This window comes from Alteromonas sp. C1M14 (assembly GCF_018860965.1).
Taxonomy (GTDB): domain Bacteria; phylum Pseudomonadota; class Gammaproteobacteria; order Enterobacterales; family Alteromonadaceae; genus Alteromonas.
The window spans coordinates 453,668-472,615 of the sequence record NZ_JAHKQF010000015.1 but is presented as its reverse complement, the minus strand read 5'-3'; the positions used below and the strand labels follow the sequence as shown (position 1 = coordinate 472,615).

Sequence of the window (18,948 nt, the reverse complement as noted above, 5' to 3'; positions counted from 1 at the left end):
ATAAAGATGGGATTAGTACAATGACGGATACGATTCTCGTTGTCGATGATGACCTTGGCATCCAGAAACAACTGAAATGGAGTTTTACCGACTATAACGTGGTATTTGCTGATGATAGAAGCTCAGCGATTGCCCAGTTACGTCGCTATGAACCGAAAGTAGTTACCCTTGATCTTGGGTTACCGCCTGATCCTGCCAATGCCTCAGAAGGACTGAAAACGCTGGATGAAATCATGGCACTGGCACCACGGACAAAAGTCATTGTGGTCACCGGCAATAATGATAAAGAAAATGCATTAAAAGCCATTGATTCAGGGGCATACGATTTTTACCAAAAGCCCATAGATTCTGACACTATCAAATTATTAGTGAATCGGGCGCTTAATCTTGCCAACCTAGAGCATGAAAACCAAATCTTGGCCAAAGCTCGTCCTGCTATGGGGCGGATTATTGGTAATTCAGATGCCATTCAAACCGTCATGCGCAAAGCCGAAAAGATAGCCGGAACTGATATCAGTACCTTGCTGCAAGGTGAAAGCGGTACTGGTAAAGAAGTCTTTGCCCGAAGTATTCATGAACACAGTCCACGTAAGGATAAACCTTTCGTGGCTATCAACTGTGCCTCGATACCGGAAACACTGCTTGAAAGCGAATTGTTTGGTTATGAAAAAGGCGCTTTTACCGGCGCCAATAAAACCACGCTAGGTAAAATAGAAACAGCCCAAGGCGGAACGCTTTTTCTTGATGAAATTGGTGATATGCCCATCGGGTTGCAGGCAAAAATGCTGCGCTTTTTGCAAGAGCGGGTTATCGAGCGAGTGGGCGGTAGAAGTGAAATTCCGGTAGATATCAGGGTGATATGTGCTACACACCGAGATTTGCAGCAAATGGTAGCCGATGAGACATTTCGTGAAGATTTGTATTACCGGATCGGAGAAATCCCCATTTTTATTCCGCCCTTAAGGGAGCGAGAGCAAGATATTATTCTTCTGGCCCGCACCTTTTTAACTATCTACCGCGAAGAGTTCAATGCCAAAGCAAAGAGCTTTTCTGAGGGCGCCATGCAGGCCATGCTAGCCCATCGCTGGCCGGGTAATATCCGCGAATTGCAAAACAAGCTTAAATCAGCGGTGATTATGGCAGAAGGGACGGTGGTACAAGCGGAAGACTTAGGGCTTATGCCACCCCGAGGTGATAACGAAATCGAAACTCTCAACTTGCGAGAAGTTAGAGAGCAAGCAGAAAGTCGAGCTATAAGACGGGCCTATCAGACGGCAGATAAGAATATGTCGAAAACTGCCGAGTTACTGGGCGTGACCCGTCCTACCTTGTATTCCTTGATTGATAAATATCACATGGAAGATATTAAAACAGGGGTGTAACCGCCAATGAAGGCCAGCTAGTCAGCTGGCCATTCAATACTGGCAAAATTCGTTAATGACGTTTTTAACATGGTTTCGGATAATCCAAATTTCGATTCCAATTTGTTAGGGTAGGCCTTCGGCGGCTTATCCGCACATGCCTCCACTGCGCCTACCCAGCAGTCTCGCTGGGACAACTTGGCCGCATATAAACAATAATCCATCACTGCGAAGGTTTTAGGCCAATCTAAATCAAAGGGTTTACGTCGGCATAAGGGGAGTGCGCAAAAGCCGATACTGCACGTCGCCTTAATTTGGGTATCGTCGGGAAGGGAAAACGTATGGTTTTTTACCGCAGTTAACAGTCTGTCAGCCAGTTCAACAGAGTCCTCTCGGTTAGCATTACGACACACGGCTAAGAATTCTTCACCACCCCAACGGATCAGCAAATCCGTTTGACGAAATACCTCTTTAAGAATATCGGTAAACTGGGTGAGGAATCGATCTCCCGCGAGGTGACCATGCTCGTCATTAATGCGTTTAAAGTAATCAATGTCTATTAAAAAGCAGATTAAATCACTATTGGGTATGTTTGTATCGTCGGTTTTCGACGCGTAGTGATGTTGTACCCGCTGAATTTCACCGGGTAATTGGGCATTGAGGAAGTTTCGGTTGTACAAACCGGTTAAGGGATCACGCATACTAACTTGTTCAAGGGCGTGAAAAGCCTCTTCTAGTTGCTGGTTTTTCTGTTCTAATTCGTTGGTTCTATTTTTTACTTCTCGGGCTAGGCGCCGGTTTTGTAAATATTGGTTGTACCTGCTCCACAACAGAAAAATAAACAGCAACAAAGACACTAAACTGCCTAACGCTAACATGTTTTGCAAGTTCTGTTCGCGCACATTCGCCAGTTCTACACTGCGGTTTTTTTCTTGAATTTCAAAAGCCTGCGCTTGCCTTTGCATTTCAATTTGCGCGTTTGCTTTTGCCAGTATCACCGATTGGTTGACGTCTAGTTGTTTGGCCTCTAATGCGGTTTTTACGTTGAGGGCTTCAAAGGCGTGCTGATAGTCTTCTCGGACGGTATAAGCTTGTATGGTTTTCTCTTGGGCGAGAATTTGTGCATTTAGCTCACCGTGGCGCTCGGCTTGATAAAATGCCCAGTTGCTATGTTTTAACGCCCGTTCGGTATCTTTTAGCTGCAAAAAAGCATCAGATAAAGCCAGGTGGATCTGTGTGGCCAATGACGAGTAGCCCTGGGCGCGTGCCTCTTCTAACGCATTGCTTAGGTATTTAAGCCCGGTTGCGTATTCCCCTTTGGCTATTTTTACACGGCCTAACGAGGCTTGCGCTGATTCGAGATCAAGAGGGGCGTTCATGGCACTGAACGCTGAAAAGGCGGCGAGCAGATTGTCTTCTGCCGCATTATGGTTGCCCATCTTCAAATACAGTTCACCCAGAACACTATGGGTTCTCGCCATTTCATAGGTGCGACCGAGTTCTTTGTTAATTCTCAGCGCGTCTTCCAGATAGGTTTTGGCCTCATCGAACTTTTCCAAATCGAGGTAAACACTCCCGATTTCAGATAATGTTCTAGCGATTTTTTCGTTATCGTTCCTGTTATTGAAAACGGTTAGGGCGTCTTGTAACGCCAAAAGGCTTTTATCGAACTGACCTTCGGCGTGAAGTAATACCCCAATATTGAGTTGTTGTAAGGCGACACCATGGGCATCGCCTTGTTCGGTAAAAAGGGTTTTGGCCTCGTTAAAAAGCGTAAGGGCTTGGGCATACTGAGATTGTAAGTAGTTAATTTGACCACGCTCAGCCATGGCTTTGGCAACCATGTTGAATTTTTCGTGGGCTTTGAAGGTGTCCTCAGCATTGGCAAAAAACGTATTGGCCAATTTATATTTACTTTGTAAACGGGCAATTTTGCCTAGTTCATACTGAATCGCTGCGTTTTTTAATGGTTCGGTCTCCGGCGCGTTTTCTTTTAGCAGACTAACAGCAAGGGATTCTGCTACCGACAGTTGACCTGCATTATACGCGGAACGTATCCGTTCCAATAACCCGGTTATTTCATTGGCTTGTTTAGTTTGCTCTTGCCCGTGAACCACAAGTGGCATGACGCTACAAAAAAACAGTAAGCTGCCAACTAATTGGCTTCTCATAATCATCCTAATATGAAAAATACATTCGTGGAAAAAAGTGAATTTTCTCCTTCCTAGAACCGAACTGTTACAAAGGTAATCGCCGGATCAGACTTTGTTTATCGCTGTGTCATCCATTCCACAATAGTAAGCCATTGTCATGCTTTTAAGTAATACTTCAAAGAGTTTGTTTTTTACAAACAAATACTCGTTATTCAATTTTCTTATAAGTGCTTGGTTCTGCACTTTAATATTAAGTTTCATTTCTGGCAAGCAGGGGGGGTATTTTTATCTGACATCCGCTAGGGGGAACGATGATGAGAGATGACTGCGCCTGCGCCAGAGTGATGCAAATCCGTATTTTTTGCTGGTTCATCATAATGATTTCACGACAAAATCGGTAGCATGTTTTAAAATATATAGGGATATTTACATATACCTTAAGATTTACTTTACGGGCTTGGGTTGGCAGGACGCCCCAGCCGCGTTGACAGAACGGGCGCGCGTTCTAATTGTGCTGGGATACTGTTAGTATTATCTTTTTGTAATGAATAACTTCGGTTAAGGAGAAATGCTTGGTAAAAGCTACCGTGGTATCAATGTTGTTGATGATGTTCAGTGCGTGCACGTATGCGCAGCCTGATCTTGATGACGCATTTGATAAGTTTAGTGCCTTGTATGAACAACGATTTGGACAAGTACGCGCTTGCCTTAACCCTACATCCTCCCGTTTTAGCGTTTGTTCACCGGCTTTACGAAACGACGGCAATGCACCCTATATTCTGCATCACGCAAAACCCACAGAAAAAGTGGTGGTGTTGCTTCATGGTCTTAGTGACTCGCCTTTCTACATGCGTGGTATCGCCCAAGCCTTATTCGATGAAGGAATGAATGTTATCGTTCCCCTTAATGTTGGCCACGGTCAATTGGATGCAGATGATGAGATGAGTGACAGTGAACTGGCCGCACGCTGGTCGGCCCATCTCAGTGATGTGGTGAAGATTGCGCCGTCTTTGGGCGATAAAATATATTTAGGTGGCTTTTCAACAGGAGGAGCATTGGCGGTAAAACAGTATTTGCATCATCCCGAAGGAATTGAAGGTATCCTGCTATTCTCTGGTGCGTTGGCACTCGATAGTGGTGTGGAAAAGCTTTCTCGTATTTGGGGGATACAATGGGTAGCAAGGTTGCTTGACGGCGATTACATCACCCAGGGCCCTAACCCTTACAAATACCCTACCATTGCAAGCTTTGCCGGTCTTGAATTGATGGAAATCATTAACGACATTCGAGAGCAATTTGAACAGGGTAAAACCATTGATGTACCGGTGTTTGCCGCGCACTCGCAAGCCGATGCAACCACGCCAATTAGCGGCGTCGAAGACCTGTTAGCCCATACCACCGCCACCAATACATTATTTGTCATCGATGAAAGTTATAAATTGTGTCATGCCAACCTTGTGATCAATCAATCTATGGTGAATGACATGCACTTTAACAAACAGAATATAGACTTAAGAGATCCATGTGCGGTACCCAGTAAAAACCCGTTGTTTAGTCAGATGATTATGATGATGGATTCATTTGTCAATAATTAGCCATTCAATTGGTTTTGCTAGATAAAGGGTTGAAAAGATAAGTTTTGTCGCCATATATAAGGCAAAAGAAAGCAGTAAAGAAACAAGTGCGTTAATTGATAGTGGTTTTTAAACCTTGGCCAATACCCTTTAGTGTGAAAAGGCAGCTGTCATCGACGTAAATACTGCGATAGATCAAACCACGGCTTTTTAATAAACACCATTGTTGCCCGCAAGATTGCGGTTCAGGCATTATTTTAGTATCTGTATTGGTGGTAAAAGCGGGGAAACAGGAAGGGAAGAGTGTACATGTTCGCTATTGATTATCAAATTCTCATTGCTGCGGTATTGCTGTTTGTGGGAATTTTGGCGAGTAAATTATCCCCAAGATTGGGGCTACCTTTGCTGGTTTTGTTCTTAATGGTGGGTATGCTGGCTGGAGAAGATGGCTTAGGCTTGGCGTTTGATGACGCGCAAACGGCCCATGCACTTGGTACCATCGCATTAGCTTTAATTCTATTTGATGGCGGCCTACAAACGTCGTTATCTTCAATAAAACAAGTCTGGAAGCCGGCGTCCTTTCTGGCTACTTTTGGGGTTGCCATTACTGCCGGTGTCACCGGGGTAGCCGCCGCGTATATTATTGGGATCCCCCTCGAGGTGGGCCTGCTTCTTGGTGCCATTGTTGGCTCAACGGATGCCGCCGCTGTCTTCTCCATTTTGCGAAACGCCGGTATTCATATTAATTCAAGGCTTAAATCGACCCTTGAAATTGAAAGTGCATCTAACGATCCCATGGCTATCTTTCTTACTGTGGGTATTCTTGAACTTGTTACCAACCAAATGGACTTCGGCTGGGATTTGGCCATTCTGTTCATTCAACAAATGGGTGTGGGGACGGTGGTCGGCCTTGGCGTAGGGTGGTTAGCGGTAAAACTGATTAATCGCATTACCCTCGATGCTGCAGGACTCTACCCGGTACTGGTGGCTGTTTGCGGTTTATTAACCTTCGGCATCTCAGCGAGCTTGGGCGGCAGCGGGTTTTTAGCCACGTTTATCGCAGGTGTGTTTATTGGTAACAACCGCTTTGTTTTAAAACGCGCTACATTTATGTTTCATGATGGTATCGCATGGCTAGGGCAGATCGCCATGTTTGTTATGTTAGGGTTGTTGGTCAATCCTGCTTCATTACTTGATATCTGGTTAGAAGGCTTACTAATAGCCGCGACGCTTATCTTTATTGCGCGCCCATTAGCGGTCTTCCCATTTTTGTCCTTCGCCGGGTTTAACCGCAGAGAAATTACCCTTATTTCTTGGGTAGGGCTACGGGGTTCAGTTCCCATCATTTTGGCCATTTTTCCGTTGTTGTTCGATATACCTCAAGCCTATCTTATTTTTAACGTGGTATTTTTCGTCGTTTTAATCTCCGCTACCTTGCAGGGATCGACTTTACCCTGGATGGCCAAGCGTCTAAAGCTAATAGAAGATGCTCCGGTAACGCCGGCGGCGACGTTGGAAATCAGTGCGTTGGGCGACGTAGATGTGGATATTGTTCAGTATACCTTGGGGCATTCGGCTCGTGCGGTAAACCGTACGCTGGCGGAATTGGCGCTGCCTGAGGGGGCGGTGGTGGCAATGATAACTCGGGGAAGTGCGGTATTTCCGCCTCGAGGATCATCGGTATTGATGGCGGGCGATCATATCTTCATCTTGCTAAAACCGGGTTTAAGGCCGTTCATAGACTGTATCTTTTCTCACACTAACAGTTTAGGAGAGGTGGCGCTTGCTAGTGGCTATCTGGTGCTAAAAGGGGCGGCGCGTTTGGAAGATATCAGCCATTCTTACGGTATTGAATTTCCGTCGAAGCATACGTCTACCTTGGATGAGTTTTTAAAACAACAACTCGGTGGTCGTGATGTCAGTGATGGTGAAGTGCTGACATTGGAAAACGGGGTGTTTGAAGTAAAAGCGGTGAGGCGAGGGCAGATTGTGGCGGTTCAATATAGCAGAGAACCATAATGCCTCCGACCGATGGTGTCGGTCGAAGGCATGAGAACTAGTGTGTTGCAGCGTACTTTTCTACGTCAGACCACACACGTAATAAATTGCCACTGAGCACCTTTTCAATGTCTTCGCGGCTATACCCTCGGTCTAGCATGCCCTGAATAAGGTTGGGGTAGGTGGAAACATCTTTTAAACCAATGGGAAGAGAATCGCCTACGCCGTCAAAATCAGAGCCAATACCCACATGATCAATACCAATAAGCTCTACAACGTGGTCGATATGATCGAGTACCTGACTCAACGTGGAGTAGGGGTACGGGTTTTTAGCACGGAAAGTTTCATCAAACTCGCTAACTAAGGGGCTGTCTTTACCCACTTCGTCAATTAGTTTGTTTTTCTGCTTGGTGTAATTCGCGCGCCAGTCTTGGGTTTCTTTTGAAACAAAGCTGGAACCAAAGTTAATCATAACGACGCCACCGTTCTCGCCCAGTTTCTTCACCATGGTGTCATCCATATTACGCTCAAACCCTGGGGTGTATTTGCGTAAGGAGGAGTGAGACGCAATGACCGGGACTTTACTGATTTCTACCGCCTGATAAAAAGCTTCATCAGAGACATGGGATATATCGACCATGATCCCCAGATTATTCATTTCTACCACCAACTTCTTACCAAATGGGCTAAGGCCATGCCATTGACGGCGTAAATCGTAGGAAGAGTCAGCGATATGGTTAGATAAAGAGTGGGCTAATGTAATATACCGGATGCCACGCTCGTAAAAGGTTTTTAGATTTTCCATGCTACCTTGGATGGGAGAGCCATTCTCCATGCCCATAGGTAAGGAAATCAGCCCTTGTTTGAACTGCTCTTTTACATCGGCCACGGATTTTGCAATGGCAAATTTATCCGGTGAGCGATAGACCATGGCTTCCACCAAATCAATCAACTGGTGAGCCACGGCGGTGGACTCTTCAGAGTTGTCCAAGCTGGCCGGTACGTAGATTGACATAAAGGGGGCCGTTAATCCGCCTTGCCGCGCCCGAGGGTAATCGAAGTTCCCCCTTTGTGTGGCCATACTGACATCTTCCCAATGACGATGAATTCGATAAGGCACGTCAATGTGACCGTCAACGATAATCGTTTCTTGCGCGATACGATTGGCTTCATCAGAGACCACTGGTACATCCGCAGCCTGCAACGATACACTTGCTAGCGAAAGAAGAGCGGGTATTAGAATGGCAAGTGGCTTTTTGCCTTTGCGTCCCATGTTATTTCCTTTTTTCTTTTTAGTGTGAGAAGAGTGTAAAGGCCTTAAATTTTTAAAACCAATACGGCCTGTGCAAGCACAGGTGACATCAGATTACGGAATATTATCCAATCCCTCAATGATCCGGCTTGTATTGATGGTCTAAAAAGGCAAAAAAACACAGATAATGCCTTTTTCTGCGTCTTTCGGTCATTAGGACGTGTAATAAAAGTTTAAATTTTGATATGGTTTTCCCGCGTGACTTACCGGTTTAAATACGGGATACTGCTTCACAACCTGTCGCAGTCGCATGTGTGCCTAAAGCAGGCTAGCAAATTAATCTTCGTGGTAATCCTCTGCTTAGCAGTGTTAAGAGAACCTGGTGACCGCACGTGTTGAAGGTCATAGACGCGGGAACTGCAGGCTTTCATCCAAGGGCTTTCCCTGGCGAATTTCACTTATTGATTACCACCAATAAACGTAATGAGAAAAGAATTATGGCGATAAACTACGTACCGCTAAACAAAGAAAATCATAAAGATATAAAAGTAGCGGTAAGCAACGCGTTTGCGTTTGCAAAAGATACCCATTTATCAGCGGCTTCTATCCGCGAATATGCACAATTAGCTTCATCTATGCCGATTGTTTTTATTCAAGATCCTAAATCAGAGCGTTACCACACAGTGGCAATGTTGGGCATGGAACAAGGTCAGAACTTGTTTTTGCTTACTGACAAATGGAAAGGCCCACACGTACCAATGAATATTCTTCGTTATCCGTTCGATATTCGCCCTGAAGGTGAAAAGTTGGGCGTTTATATCGACGAAAACAGTGAGTTGGTGGGTAAAGAAGAAGGCCAGCCTCTGTTTAAAGAAGACGGCGAACCGGCTGAATTCTTGGAAAACCGTCAAAAGTTCCTTGGTGACTTGGCAAACAGTGAAATGATGACTCAGCGTTTTATTAAGCAAGTCATCGACCTAAACTTACTGGATCCTATTCAGATTCGCCTGACCTACAAAGACGGTCAGCAGCGCAATGTTACTGGCATGATGAGCATCAATGAAAAACGCTTAATTGAGTTGCCAGAAGAAAAAGTGGTTGAGCTGCACAAACAGGGCTTCTTAGGCGCACTCTATGCCATCATGATGTCTATGGGCCAACTTAACCGTTTGGTTGAGCTGTCTAACGACACCGAAAACCCCATTGCTAATATGCAGATCACTGCGGCACAGCCAGAACCAGAGTCTGCTGAGAACGCTTAATATTTTTGAGGATTAATTATCCTTAGAAATAGCAAACAGTAATAGCGATAAAGCGGGCCTAGCCCGCTTTTTTTATGTCAGGAGAAGAAATGATAGAAATTTCACAGGCCAAGGTTAGGTTATCTGAAGATTATCAGTATCGTGTTGATGATTTTATCTGTGATGACGGACAGCATACTGCCGTGGTCGGTGCCAATGGTAGTGGAAAGTCGTCGTTGGCGGCGGTGATTGCCGGTGAAGGCGAACTTGAAGCCGGTAGGCGACAACTAAGTGAAAGCGTAGGCTGGGTTAGCGTCGCTCAGCAACAGGCATTAATTGCACAAGAAAAGCAAAAAGATGATGCAGATATTCTTGATGTTGTTCCCGAGCCTACCCCTGCCTTTGAGATCATTACCGAAAAGGGCGCGATTTTATCACCACAGCAACAGGCTCAATTGGACACCCTGATAGCGGGCTTATCCATGGGCCATTTTCTGCACAATGCATTTCTTGGCTTGTCCACCGGTGAAACACGTAAAGTGTTATTGGTAAAAACGTTACTGGATATGCCATCTTTGCTTGTGTTAGATGAACCTTGGGACGGGCTGGATAAAGCATCTTGTGAGTTCCTCACAGGTTATCTAGAGGAACTGGCTCAGCAGGTTACTCTGGTGTTAGTGGTGAATCGGATCAGTGAAATTCCCCCTTTTATGAAACGTGTGGTATTGATGGATGAAGGCCGTATTGCCTGGCAATCGACGCCAGACACCCCCATTGGTGACGACATTGCCCATCTACAGCAGCTATTTCATCTTCATCAACCGGTTTCGTCCTTGCCCGAGCGAGATGAATTACGGTTTTCGCCCAACATGCAGGGGGCAGACAATGACTTGGTGATCTTACACGATGGCCACGTTAGCTACGATAATCGGGTTATTTTCTCGGGCTTGAACTGGCGAGTTAAAAAAGGTGAACACTGGCAGGTCGTTGGGCCCAATGGTTCGGGAAAAACCTGTTTATTGTCTATGATCACCGGCGATAATCCACATTGCTACACCAATGCGTTAACGGTGTTTGGCTACAAGCGTGGTTCGGGAGAGAGCATCTGGGACATCAAACAGCACCTAGGCATTGTCTCAAACAGTTTCCATCTTCAATATACGGTGAATTGTTCCGTGCTTCATGTTGTGCTATCAGGTTTTTACGACAGTATTGGCCTTTATGAGCAGCCCACAGCCAAGCAGAAACAGCTAGCCAAAGAATGGCTTCGTGTGGTGGCGTTAGAAGATAAAGCCAATACGCCGTTTCAAGGGTTGTCTTTCGGTGATCAACGCTTGCTGTTGATTATACGTGCCATGGTAAAACACCCCACCTTGTTAATTTTGGATGAACCTTGCAATGGCCTTGATGAAATTAACCGCTTAAAAATTCTGGCACTGCTTGCCATGCTGGCCCAAACCGGTGAAAGCACTTTACTGTATGTGAATCACCACAGTGAAGACAAAATTGCCGGTATCGACAACGTACTGGATATGCAGCACTTCTCACCCTCTCGATAACCCCTTTACTCCCTTCACCCACCCCGGTTTTGGTGTGAAGGGATTTATTTCCTTTTTATCTTTCTTCGTTACTGACTATATTTCTGCACGTTTTTCAGACACTTTGTTACATTATCTGTATGTATGAACAGTGCTTAGCCCACTATTTACGCGGGTTTCAGCCATGTTTTTCCTTGACAGTGGGGAAACTAGAGACCAAACTGTCCAACAGGTGGGTAAAAGTGGCAAATTGTGGATCAAAGCATCAACGTTTTGCAGATTCAGTACTCAGAAAACAAGAACAACAAGAGCACTAATAAAAGGCTAGGGGAATGTTCCGCGGCGCTAATGCAATCAATCTAGATCCCAAAGGCAGACTGGCTATACCAACAAAATACCGCCAGTCGCTTCTGGATGATTGTAACGGACAACTGGTCTGCACAATCGATACACAGCAAAGTTGTTTGCTGCTTTACCCCCTTCCCGAATGGGAAGAGATCGAGCTGAAATTAAGCAAGTTCTCTAGCATGGTTCCGGCTGAACGCCGAATGCAAAGGCTGTTACTTGGTTATGCCACCGAAGGTGACATGGACAAGAGTGGTCGCTTCTTATTATCCGCACCTCTGCGGCAACACGCAAAATTATCCAAAGAAGTCATGCTTGTCGGCCAGCTAAATAAATTTGAGATTTGGGATGCTGAAGTTTGGGCTAACCAAATTAATGCTGACATGGAAACAGAGCGCGAAGGAACCTTTGAATTGACTGATCGCCTACAGGAATTTTCTTTATGAGTCAGCCGGCATTCAGCCACATTTCGGTATTGCTGAACGAGTCTGTGACCGCGTTGGCTATCAAACCTGACGGTATTTATATTGATGCGACTTTTGGTCGAGGTGGACACTCGGCACAAATTTTAGCTGCTTTAGGTGATGAAGGTCGCCTGATCGCGTTTGATCGTGATCCTCAAGCGATTGCGGCAGCAGAACGCTATAAAGATGATCCTCGATTTACCATCATCCATGAACCTTTTGGTGAAATGGTGCGGGTTATTGAGAGTTTGTCGCTCAAAGGCAAAATTGATGGCGTGCTAATGGATTTAGGGGTTTCTTCACCACAGTTAGATGATGCGAGCCGTGGATTCAGCTTTATGAAAGATGGTCCACTTGATATGCGCATGGACACCAGTCGAGGACAAAGTGCTGCAGATTGGCTTGCGACTGCTGAAGAACAAGATATCGCACAGGTGATTAAAGAGTTTGGGGAAGAAAAATTCGGCAAGCGCATTGCCCATGCCATTGTGGAGCGTCGACAAACCCAACCGGTTTCTCGCACTGCTGAGCTGGCTGACTTAATCGATAAAGCCGTACCGGTTAAAGATAAGTATAAGCATCCGGCAACCCGAGCTTTCCAAGGCATTCGTATTTATATCAATGCCGAGTTGGAGCAACTGCGAGTAGGACTAAAAGCGGCGGTGGAAGTGCTAGCTCCCCAAGGGCGACTGGCAGTGATTTCTTTTCATTCCTTAGAAGACAGGTTAGTTAAACGTTTTATCAAAGAGCAAAGCCGAGGCAAGGTAGTACCCCATAACCTTCCTATTACACAGGCCGAAATTGATGCAGATAAAGTGTTAAAAGCACTGGGTAAGGCCATCAAGCCGTCAGAGGAGGAAATTGCACACAATGTGCGGTCCCGAAGCGCGGTACTTAGGGTAGCCGAAAAGCTATGACGAACTCCCAAAGCCAGAGGGCGCCCACCTCAACAAACTTCAGTCTCGTACTGATATTGGTCTCAGATTTGGCCCGCAACAAGTTGCGGGTTTTGTTGTATTTAATGGTTGTGACCACAGCCATTAGTGTGGTGTTGGCCAGCCATCTAAATCGTCAGCAAAATATTGTCATGGAATCGTTAATGCAGCAGAAGGATGATCTCGATGTGGAATGGCGCAACTTGGTGCTAGAACAACGCGCATTAACGGAACATAACCGAATAGAAAACGAAGTGGAAAAGAAGCTCGACATGTATCGGCCTTCCGCTGAAGAAGAAGTGGTGGTGAAGTTAAAATGAGTCTGTTCACACTGCCAGCCAAAAAAACCAAAACCGGTGCCAAGCAAAATGTGACCCCGTCACTGGTGCAGTGGCGGTTTGTCTTGGTTATTGCCTTGGTTGTCAGTGTTTTTACTGGTTTAGGGGTGCGTGCTGCGTATATTCAAGTGATTGCGCCAGATAACCTGATCCAACAGGGTGATAGTCGCACCATGCGTACCCGTAACATGCCCGCTTATCGAGGTATTATTACCGATCGCAACGGCGTAGAACTAGCGGTCAGCGTACCGGTACGGGCTATTTATGCCGACCCTAAAATTATTCATGAGCAAGGCGGGCTGGAGCAACGAGAGCGCTGGGAAGCCTTGGCTGACGTGTTAGGCCGAGATGTAGAAAGCCTGCGAAGCAAAGTACAAAACCCTAAAAGGCGGTTTGTTTACTTACAACGTCAAGTGTCGCCAGCCATGGCAGATTACGTTGCTAAGTTGGCGATTCCCGGTATTTATCTGCGTCGGGAAAGCCGTCGTTACTATCCCAATGGGGAAGTGACCGCCCAGTTAATCGGCATTACCGATGTGGATGATACTGGTATTGAAGGGCTAGAGCGTCTCTATAACGATTGGCTTACCGGCACACCTGGCTCAAAGGTCATCAGGCGAGATGCCAAGGGGCGTCAGGTTGAAATTTTAAAAACCACAGACGGTGAAAAAGCCGGTGATCTCACCCTTACCATCGATCAGCGTATTCAAGCCCTAGCGTACCGAGAAATCAAAGAGGCCATGCTTTATTACCAAGCCGCCTCGGCGTCAGCCATTGTGGTGGACGTGCATTCCGGCGATATACTTGCCATGGTAAATGCGCCTTCGTTTAATCCTAATGATCGCAGTAACGTTTCGCCCCATCGTATGCGCAATCGGGTTATTACCGATGCCTTTGAACCCGGCTCATCGCTGAAACCCATTGCGGTTTTGTCGGCGTTGGAATTTGGCAGTGTGAAAGTGGACGATGTTATTGATACCAACCCGGGGTGGATGCGCTTAGGGGGCAGCTTGGTTAAAGATCATCGAAATCTAGGTAAGCTGACGCTAGAAGAAATTATTCAGCATTCGTCAAATATGGGAACGTCCAAATTGGCGCTTGGGGTGCCGAAACCGTTTTTGTTAGACACCTATTACAACATGGGGTTAATGAGTGATACCGGCACCAACTTACCGGGCGAAAGCAACGGCCTATTTCATGAACGTAGCCGCTGGTCTGATTTTGAACTGGCCACATTGTCCTTTGGTTATGGCATATCTGTAACCACGGCACAGTTGGCGCGCATGTACGCCACCATTGCTAACGGCGGTATCAGTATGCCGTTGAATATTGTGAAAAATACACAAAATTTAACTTATCAAGCTGAGCCACAGCGGGTGGTATCAGAAAAAAATGCCAAGGCTGTGTTGGCCATGTTAGAAAGTGTGACCCAACGGGGTGGCACGGCGACGAAAGCTGCGGTACCCGGGTATCGTGTTGGCGGTAAAACCGGTACCAGCAGAAAGGCCATTGCCGGCGGTTATGGTGATGAATATGTGAATATTTTCGCCGGCGTAGCTCCTTTGACCGACCCTCAAATTGTCACCGTGGTGTTAATTAATGAACCCGGTGGAGACCTTTATCATGGTGGTGATACCGCCGCACCTGTCTTTTCGGCAATTACCGGTGGCGCGCTGCAACTGTTAAATATTCTGCCCGATGATAAACAGGTTACGTCGACAACATGGTTGAACGGAGGGCGCGATGGTAGTTAGCGCATTCGAACAAAGCTTAGGTGTATTGCTAACCAAATTTGGCATTAACGCACCGGATATCAGAATTAAAGGCCTGACGCTCGATAGCCGAGAGGTCTCGCCCTCGTTAGCCTTTGTCGCGGTAAAAGGGCACAGTCGCGATGGTAGAGAATTTATACCCCAAGCAATTAGTTTAGGGGCAAAAGCCATTCTGGCCCAGACCGACACGGTACGTGAACACGGCAGAATGGAAATGCGCGGCACCACTATCATTGTTCATCTGTATGAATTAACCGACATATTGTCGTCTTTAGCAGGAGCATTTTACGACTATCCAGCGACTAAAATGCGGTCTGTGGCAGTCACCGGCACCAATGGTAAAACCTCGGTAGTACAAATGTTGTCTCAGCTGACCACCCTAGATGGCACGCGGTGTGGAGCGGTGGGTACGTTAGGCGCTGGGATTTACCAAGGTGAAAATACCCGGTGGAAACCCACTCCTGCAGGCAATACCACTCCAGATGCCATTCGCATGCAATACGTGTTGGCAGACTTTGTGCAACAGAACGCGCGGCAAGTGGCATTTGAGGCATCTTCTCATGCTTTGGTGCAAGGACGTTTAAGCCACGTTAAGACTGACGTGGTGGTATTTACGAACTTAAGCCGAGACCATTTAGATTATCACCAGACCATGGCTCAGTATGGTGGAGCCAAGCGTCTGGCCATGCAGTTGCCCGGTGTACGCACAGTGGTGTTAAACGCCGACGATAAGGAAAGTCACCTGTGGCATACCAACAAGCCTAAAGGGGTACAAACGGTTTGGTATGGCATGGGCGCATTGCCCACCGATTTGTCAGAAGATCGCCATTGTTTGGCCACAAACGTGAAATATCATGCCAATGGATGTCAATTCAGACTCGCTACCAGTTGGGGCGTTAAGGATATTGATGTGCCTTTATTGGGGGCATTTAATATTTACAATCTGCTGGCGGTGATCTGTGTCATGTTAGTTCAGGGCCAACGCTTTGACGACATTGTGAAACTGTTACCGAAAGTCAAACCGGTTGCAGGTCGCATGGAAGTGTTTTCTTTTGCGCAGCATGCCAATGTGGTTGTGGATTACGCCCATACCCCGGATGCATTGACTAAAGCGCTAGACGCTGCGCGAGCCCATACCGAGGGCGCCATTTGGTGCGCGTTTGGTTGTGGTGGCGACAGAGACAAAGGAAAACGGTCGTTAATGGGGCAAGCCGCAGAAAGAGGGGCAGATCATCTTGTGATCACCACTGACAACTGCCGCTCGGAACAGCCTGAATCCATTGCTGCAGATATTCGAACTGGGTTGACGTCACCACAAGATGTGGTGGATGAGCCTGACAGAGAAAAAGCCATACGCCACTGCCTTGAACACGCAGCACCAAACGATCTTATCTTATTGGCAGGCAAGGGCCACGAAGATTATCAAATTGTTGGTGAAGAGAAAAAAAACTATAACGAGCGAGGGGTAGTTACTCGCTTGCAAAAGGAGTACAGCAAATGATTGCTACCACGCTGCTCTGGATTGCCGATAAGGTGAAAGGCACCTTAAAAGGCGAAGATCAGAACATTAAAGGGGTGAGTACAGACACCCGTACATTACAGCCTGGTGACCTTTACATTGCTTTGTGTGGCGAAAATTTTAATGGTCATCGGTTTATTTCTTCCGCCGAACAGGCTGGTGCAAGTGCCGTGATCGCCAGCGAACCGGTGAAGACGTCTCTGCCGGTTATTTCCGTGAGTGACACCAAGCAAGCATTAGGGTTGTTGGGCGCCGCGGTTAAGCAAAGGGTCGCGCCGGCAACCATTGCTATCACCGGTAGCAGTGGCAAGACCACCGTAAAAGAGATGACAAGTGCCATTTTATCATGTCGGGGTAAGGTGCTAGCCACCGCTGGCAACTTCAACAACGATATTGGTGTACCGCTAACCTTATTGCGTTTAGAAGCCCAACATGATTTTGCGGTCATCGAGTTAGGTGCCAATCATGCTGGCGAAATTGGGTATACCACACAATTGGTGAAACCTGACGTTGCCACTATTGTCAACGCGGCAGCATCCCATTTAGAAGGGTTTGGCAGTACATCGGGTGTGGCCGAGGCAAAAAGTGAAATTTTTGAAGGCTTAAGCGATACCGGTGTGGCCATTATTAATGGCGACAGTGAGTTTGCCTCTATGTGGCAAAGTAAAGTCGGCGATAAAAAGGTGCTTACCTTTTCACCCGAGCAAAAAACCACAGCAGATTTTAACGGCGCAGACATTCAGATGAATGAAGATGGCTGCGCACAATTTACGTTACAAACTCCGGCAGGAAATGTAGCCATTAAGTTGGCCATACCTGGGGTACATAACGTGGGTAATGCTTTAGTGGCGGCCGCCTTATCGTTGCAACTAGGGGCCACTTTAGACGATGTGGCAGCGGGCTTAAACGCCATGACTCAAGTTAAAGGTCGCTTAAACAGTAAATTATTAACGGCTAAATTGCGCTTACTCGACGACACCTATAATGCCAATGTGGCATCCGTGATGGCGGCCATGGACACCCTTGCTAGCTTTACAGGTACCCGGGTATTTATTTTGGGCGATATGGCCGAGTTGGGCGAAAATGCCCGTCAATATCACGAACAAGTTGGCCAGTATGCACGCACTAAAGGCATTGATTATCTCTTTACCATGGGTGTATTAAGCCAACAAGCCAGCAATGTCTATGGTGATAAGGGCGCCCACTTTACGGATATGCCCGCTTTGATAGATACCCTTGACGCAATTTGTGCCGCAGGGAAAAGCCGTGTTTCTGTGCTGGTAAAAGGGTCTCGAAGTGCACGAATGGAACGGGTCGTGGACGCCATTGAGGGGTCACGCTTGGGAAAGAATGAAAGCCGTCGGGAGCGCGTAGCATGTTGATCTGGCTAGCCGATTGGCTGAAACAATTTGAACCTGGCTTTTTTGTTTTCTCTTACCTTACGTTAAGGGCCATCCTCAGTACGCTAACAGCGCTGCTGATCGCAATATTTGTGGGCCCGAAAATGATTCGTTGGTTACAGCGTTTGCAAATTGGACAGACGGTAAGAGACGACGGGCCTCAAAGCCATTTGTCGAAAGCCGGAACACCGACCATGGGCGGCTTGTTGATCCTCTTTGCCATAGTGGTGAGCGTACTGTTATGGGCAGATCTCACTAACCGGTACGTGTTAGTTACCCTGGCTGTGGTGGTGGGGTACGGCATTATCGGCTTTGTAGACGATTACCGAAAAGTCATTCGCAAAGACTCAAAAGGCCTGATTGCTCGGTGGAAGTATTTGTGGCAATCGGTTATTGCCCTTGGGGTGGCATTTTACCTTTATGCATCAGCCGCACAAAGTGCTGAAACGGCCTTGATTGTGCCATTTTTCAAAGAGGTTATGCCCCAACTAGGCTTGTTCTATGTGGTGGTGGTGTATTTCGCCCTGGTGGGAACCTCAAACGCGGTAAACCTGACCGATGGACTAGACGGATTGGCCATTGTGCCGACTATCTTAGTGGCAGGGGCATTATCTATTTTTGCCTATGTAACCGGCCATGTGAACTTTGCCGAGTATTTAAATATTCCCCACATTCCATTAACCAGCGAACTGGTGATTGTGTGCACTGCAATTGTTGGTGCTGGGTTAGGCTTTTTATGGTTCAACACCTATCCGGCGCAAGTGTTTATGGGCGATGTGGGTTCATTGGCATTAGGGGGAACCTTGGGCGTACTTGCCGTGCTAGTGCGCCAGGAAATCGTATTGATCATTATGGGCGGGGTTTTCGTTATGGAAACCGTGTCGGTTATTTTGCAGGTGGGCTCGTTTAAAATGCGAGGTAAACGTATTTTCCGTATGGCGCCCATACATCATCACTTTGAATTAAAAGGCTGGCCAGAACCTCGGGTTATTGTGCGGTTTTGGATCATTTCACTCATTCTTGTGCTGGTTGGACTAGCCACACTTAAATTACGGTAA

14 protein-coding genes are annotated in these 18,948 nt (G+C 46.7%); 12 read left to right on the top strand and 2 right to left on the bottom strand.

Translation table 11 applies throughout. From position 1 onward, the window contains the following. The first annotated feature begins 20 nt into the window (after positions 1-20). Positions 21-1,382, top strand: a complete 1,362-nt coding sequence (prsR, locus tag KO501_RS14455) for a PEP-CTERM-box response regulator transcription factor (RefSeq protein ID WP_216030369.1) — start codon at positions 21-23, stop codon at positions 1,380-1,382. A 17-nt stretch (positions 1,383-1,399) separates the two neighbouring features. On the opposite strand, the gene KO501_RS14450 is transcribed toward prsR, so the two are convergent. Beyond that, the gene (locus KO501_RS14450) at positions 1,400-3,532 is read right to left on the bottom strand and encodes a diguanylate cyclase (protein ID WP_216030368.1); all 2,133 of its coding nucleotides are present in this window, start codon (positions 3,530-3,532) and stop codon (positions 1,400-1,402) included. Positions 3,533-4,086: 554 nt separating this feature from the next. On the opposite strand from KO501_RS14450, the gene KO501_RS14445 reads away from it, so the two are divergent. Both KO501_RS14445 and KO501_RS14440 read left to right on the top strand, forming a co-directional pair. Beyond that, positions 4,087-5,109 carry an alpha/beta fold hydrolase gene (locus KO501_RS14445; RefSeq protein ID WP_252728430.1) on the top strand — a complete coding sequence of 341 codons (1,023 nt, stop codon included), beginning with the start codon at positions 4,087-4,089 and terminating at the stop codon, positions 5,107-5,109. Positions 5,110-5,397: 288 nt separating this feature from the next. Next, positions 5,398-7,107, top strand: coding sequence for a potassium/proton antiporter (locus KO501_RS14440; protein WP_216030367.1), 1,710 nt, complete (start codon positions 5,398-5,400; stop codon positions 7,105-7,107). A 37-nt stretch (positions 7,108-7,144) separates the two neighbouring features. Here the strand turns inward: KO501_RS14440 and KO501_RS14435 are convergent, their stop codons facing one another. Beyond that, positions 7,145-8,359, bottom strand: a complete 1,215-nt coding sequence (locus tag KO501_RS14435; protein WP_216030366.1) for a dipeptidase — start codon at positions 8,357-8,359, stop codon at positions 7,145-7,147. 476 nt (positions 8,360-8,835) lie between these two features. On the opposite strand from KO501_RS14435, the gene KO501_RS14430 reads away from it, so the two are divergent. The 9 genes from KO501_RS14430 (at position 8,836) to mraY (ending at position 18,948) form a co-directional block, all read left to right on the top strand. After that, positions 8,836-9,600, top strand: a complete 765-nt coding sequence (locus tag KO501_RS14430; protein WP_216030641.1) for a SapC family protein — start codon at positions 8,836-8,838, stop codon at positions 9,598-9,600. An 89-nt stretch (positions 9,601-9,689) separates the two neighbouring features. Continuing rightward, the gene (gene modF / locus KO501_RS14425) at positions 9,690-11,138 is read left to right on the top strand and encodes a molybdate ABC transporter ATP-binding protein ModF (RefSeq protein WP_216030365.1); all 1,449 of its coding nucleotides are present in this window, start codon (positions 9,690-9,692) and stop codon (positions 11,136-11,138) included. Positions 11,139-11,449: 311 nt separating this feature from the next. Further along, complete coding sequence (gene mraZ, locus KO501_RS14420; protein WP_216030364.1) at positions 11,450-11,908, top strand: division/cell wall cluster transcriptional repressor MraZ; 459 nt, start codon at positions 11,450-11,452, stop codon at positions 11,906-11,908. Beyond that, on the top strand, positions 11,905-12,843 hold the full coding sequence (rsmH, locus tag KO501_RS14415) for a 16S rRNA (cytosine(1402)-N(4))-methyltransferase RsmH (protein ID WP_216030363.1): 939 nt from the start codon (positions 11,905-11,907) through the stop codon (positions 12,841-12,843). The genes mraZ and rsmH overlap by 4 nt, the downstream gene beginning before the upstream one ends. Then, a complete protein-coding gene (gene ftsL / locus KO501_RS14410; protein ID WP_216030362.1) occupies positions 12,840-13,181 on the top strand; it encodes a cell division protein FtsL in 342 nt (113 codons plus the stop codon). Before rsmH ends, ftsL begins: the two co-directional genes overlap by 4 nt. Further along, positions 13,178-14,953, top strand: coding sequence for a penicillin-binding transpeptidase domain-containing protein (locus KO501_RS14405; RefSeq protein WP_216030361.1), 1,776 nt, complete (start codon positions 13,178-13,180; stop codon positions 14,951-14,953). Before ftsL ends, KO501_RS14405 begins: the two co-directional genes overlap by 4 nt. After that, positions 14,943-16,472 carry a UDP-N-acetylmuramoyl-L-alanyl-D-glutamate--2,6-diaminopimelate ligase gene (locus KO501_RS14400; RefSeq protein WP_216030360.1) on the top strand — a complete coding sequence of 510 codons (1,530 nt, stop codon included), beginning with the start codon at positions 14,943-14,945 and terminating at the stop codon, positions 16,470-16,472. The genes KO501_RS14405 and KO501_RS14400 overlap by 11 nt, the downstream gene beginning before the upstream one ends. Then, positions 16,469-17,872 carry a UDP-N-acetylmuramoyl-tripeptide--D-alanyl-D-alanine ligase gene (gene murF / locus KO501_RS14395; protein WP_216030359.1) on the top strand — a complete coding sequence of 468 codons (1,404 nt, stop codon included), beginning with the start codon at positions 16,469-16,471 and terminating at the stop codon, positions 17,870-17,872. Before KO501_RS14400 ends, murF begins: the two co-directional genes overlap by 4 nt. Continuing rightward, on the top strand, positions 17,866-18,948 hold the full coding sequence (mraY, locus tag KO501_RS14390) for a phospho-N-acetylmuramoyl-pentapeptide-transferase (RefSeq protein WP_216030358.1): 1,083 nt from the start codon (positions 17,866-17,868) through the stop codon (positions 18,946-18,948). The genes murF and mraY overlap by 7 nt, the downstream gene beginning before the upstream one ends.

What these genes read in the sequence shown, in the direction of transcription:
- prsR (WP_216030369.1), top strand. Translation starts at nt 21, where the DNA reads ATGACGGATACGATTCTCGTTGTCGATGATGACCTTGGCATCCAGAAA.
- KO501_RS14450 (WP_216030368.1), bottom strand. Translation starts at nt 3,532, where the DNA reads ATGAGAAGCCAATTAGTTGGCAGCTTACTGTTTTTTTGTAGCGTCATG.
- KO501_RS14440 (WP_216030367.1), top strand. Translation starts at nt 5,398, where the DNA reads ATGTTCGCTATTGATTATCAAATTCTCATTGCTGCGGTATTGCTGTTT.
- KO501_RS14435 (WP_216030366.1), bottom strand. Translation starts at nt 8,359, where the DNA reads ATGGGACGCAAAGGCAAAAAGCCACTTGCCATTCTAATACCCGCTCTT.
- KO501_RS14430 (WP_216030641.1), top strand. Translation starts at nt 8,836, where the DNA reads ATGGCGATAAACTACGTACCGCTAAACAAAGAAAATCATAAAGATATA.
- modF (WP_216030365.1), top strand. Translation starts at nt 9,690, where the DNA reads ATGATAGAAATTTCACAGGCCAAGGTTAGGTTATCTGAAGATTATCAG.
- mraZ (WP_216030364.1), top strand. Translation starts at nt 11,450, where the DNA reads ATGTTCCGCGGCGCTAATGCAATCAATCTAGATCCCAAAGGCAGACTG.
- rsmH (WP_216030363.1), top strand. Translation starts at nt 11,905, where the DNA reads ATGAGTCAGCCGGCATTCAGCCACATTTCGGTATTGCTGAACGAGTCT.
- ftsL (WP_216030362.1), top strand. Translation starts at nt 12,840, where the DNA reads ATGACGAACTCCCAAAGCCAGAGGGCGCCCACCTCAACAAACTTCAGT.
- KO501_RS14405 (WP_216030361.1), top strand. Translation starts at nt 13,178, where the DNA reads ATGAGTCTGTTCACACTGCCAGCCAAAAAAACCAAAACCGGTGCCAAG.
- KO501_RS14400 (WP_216030360.1), top strand. Translation starts at nt 14,943, where the DNA reads ATGGTAGTTAGCGCATTCGAACAAAGCTTAGGTGTATTGCTAACCAAA.
- murF (WP_216030359.1), top strand. Translation starts at nt 16,469, where the DNA reads ATGATTGCTACCACGCTGCTCTGGATTGCCGATAAGGTGAAAGGCACC.
- mraY (WP_216030358.1), top strand. Translation starts at nt 17,866, where the DNA reads ATGTTGATCTGGCTAGCCGATTGGCTGAAACAATTTGAACCTGGCTTT.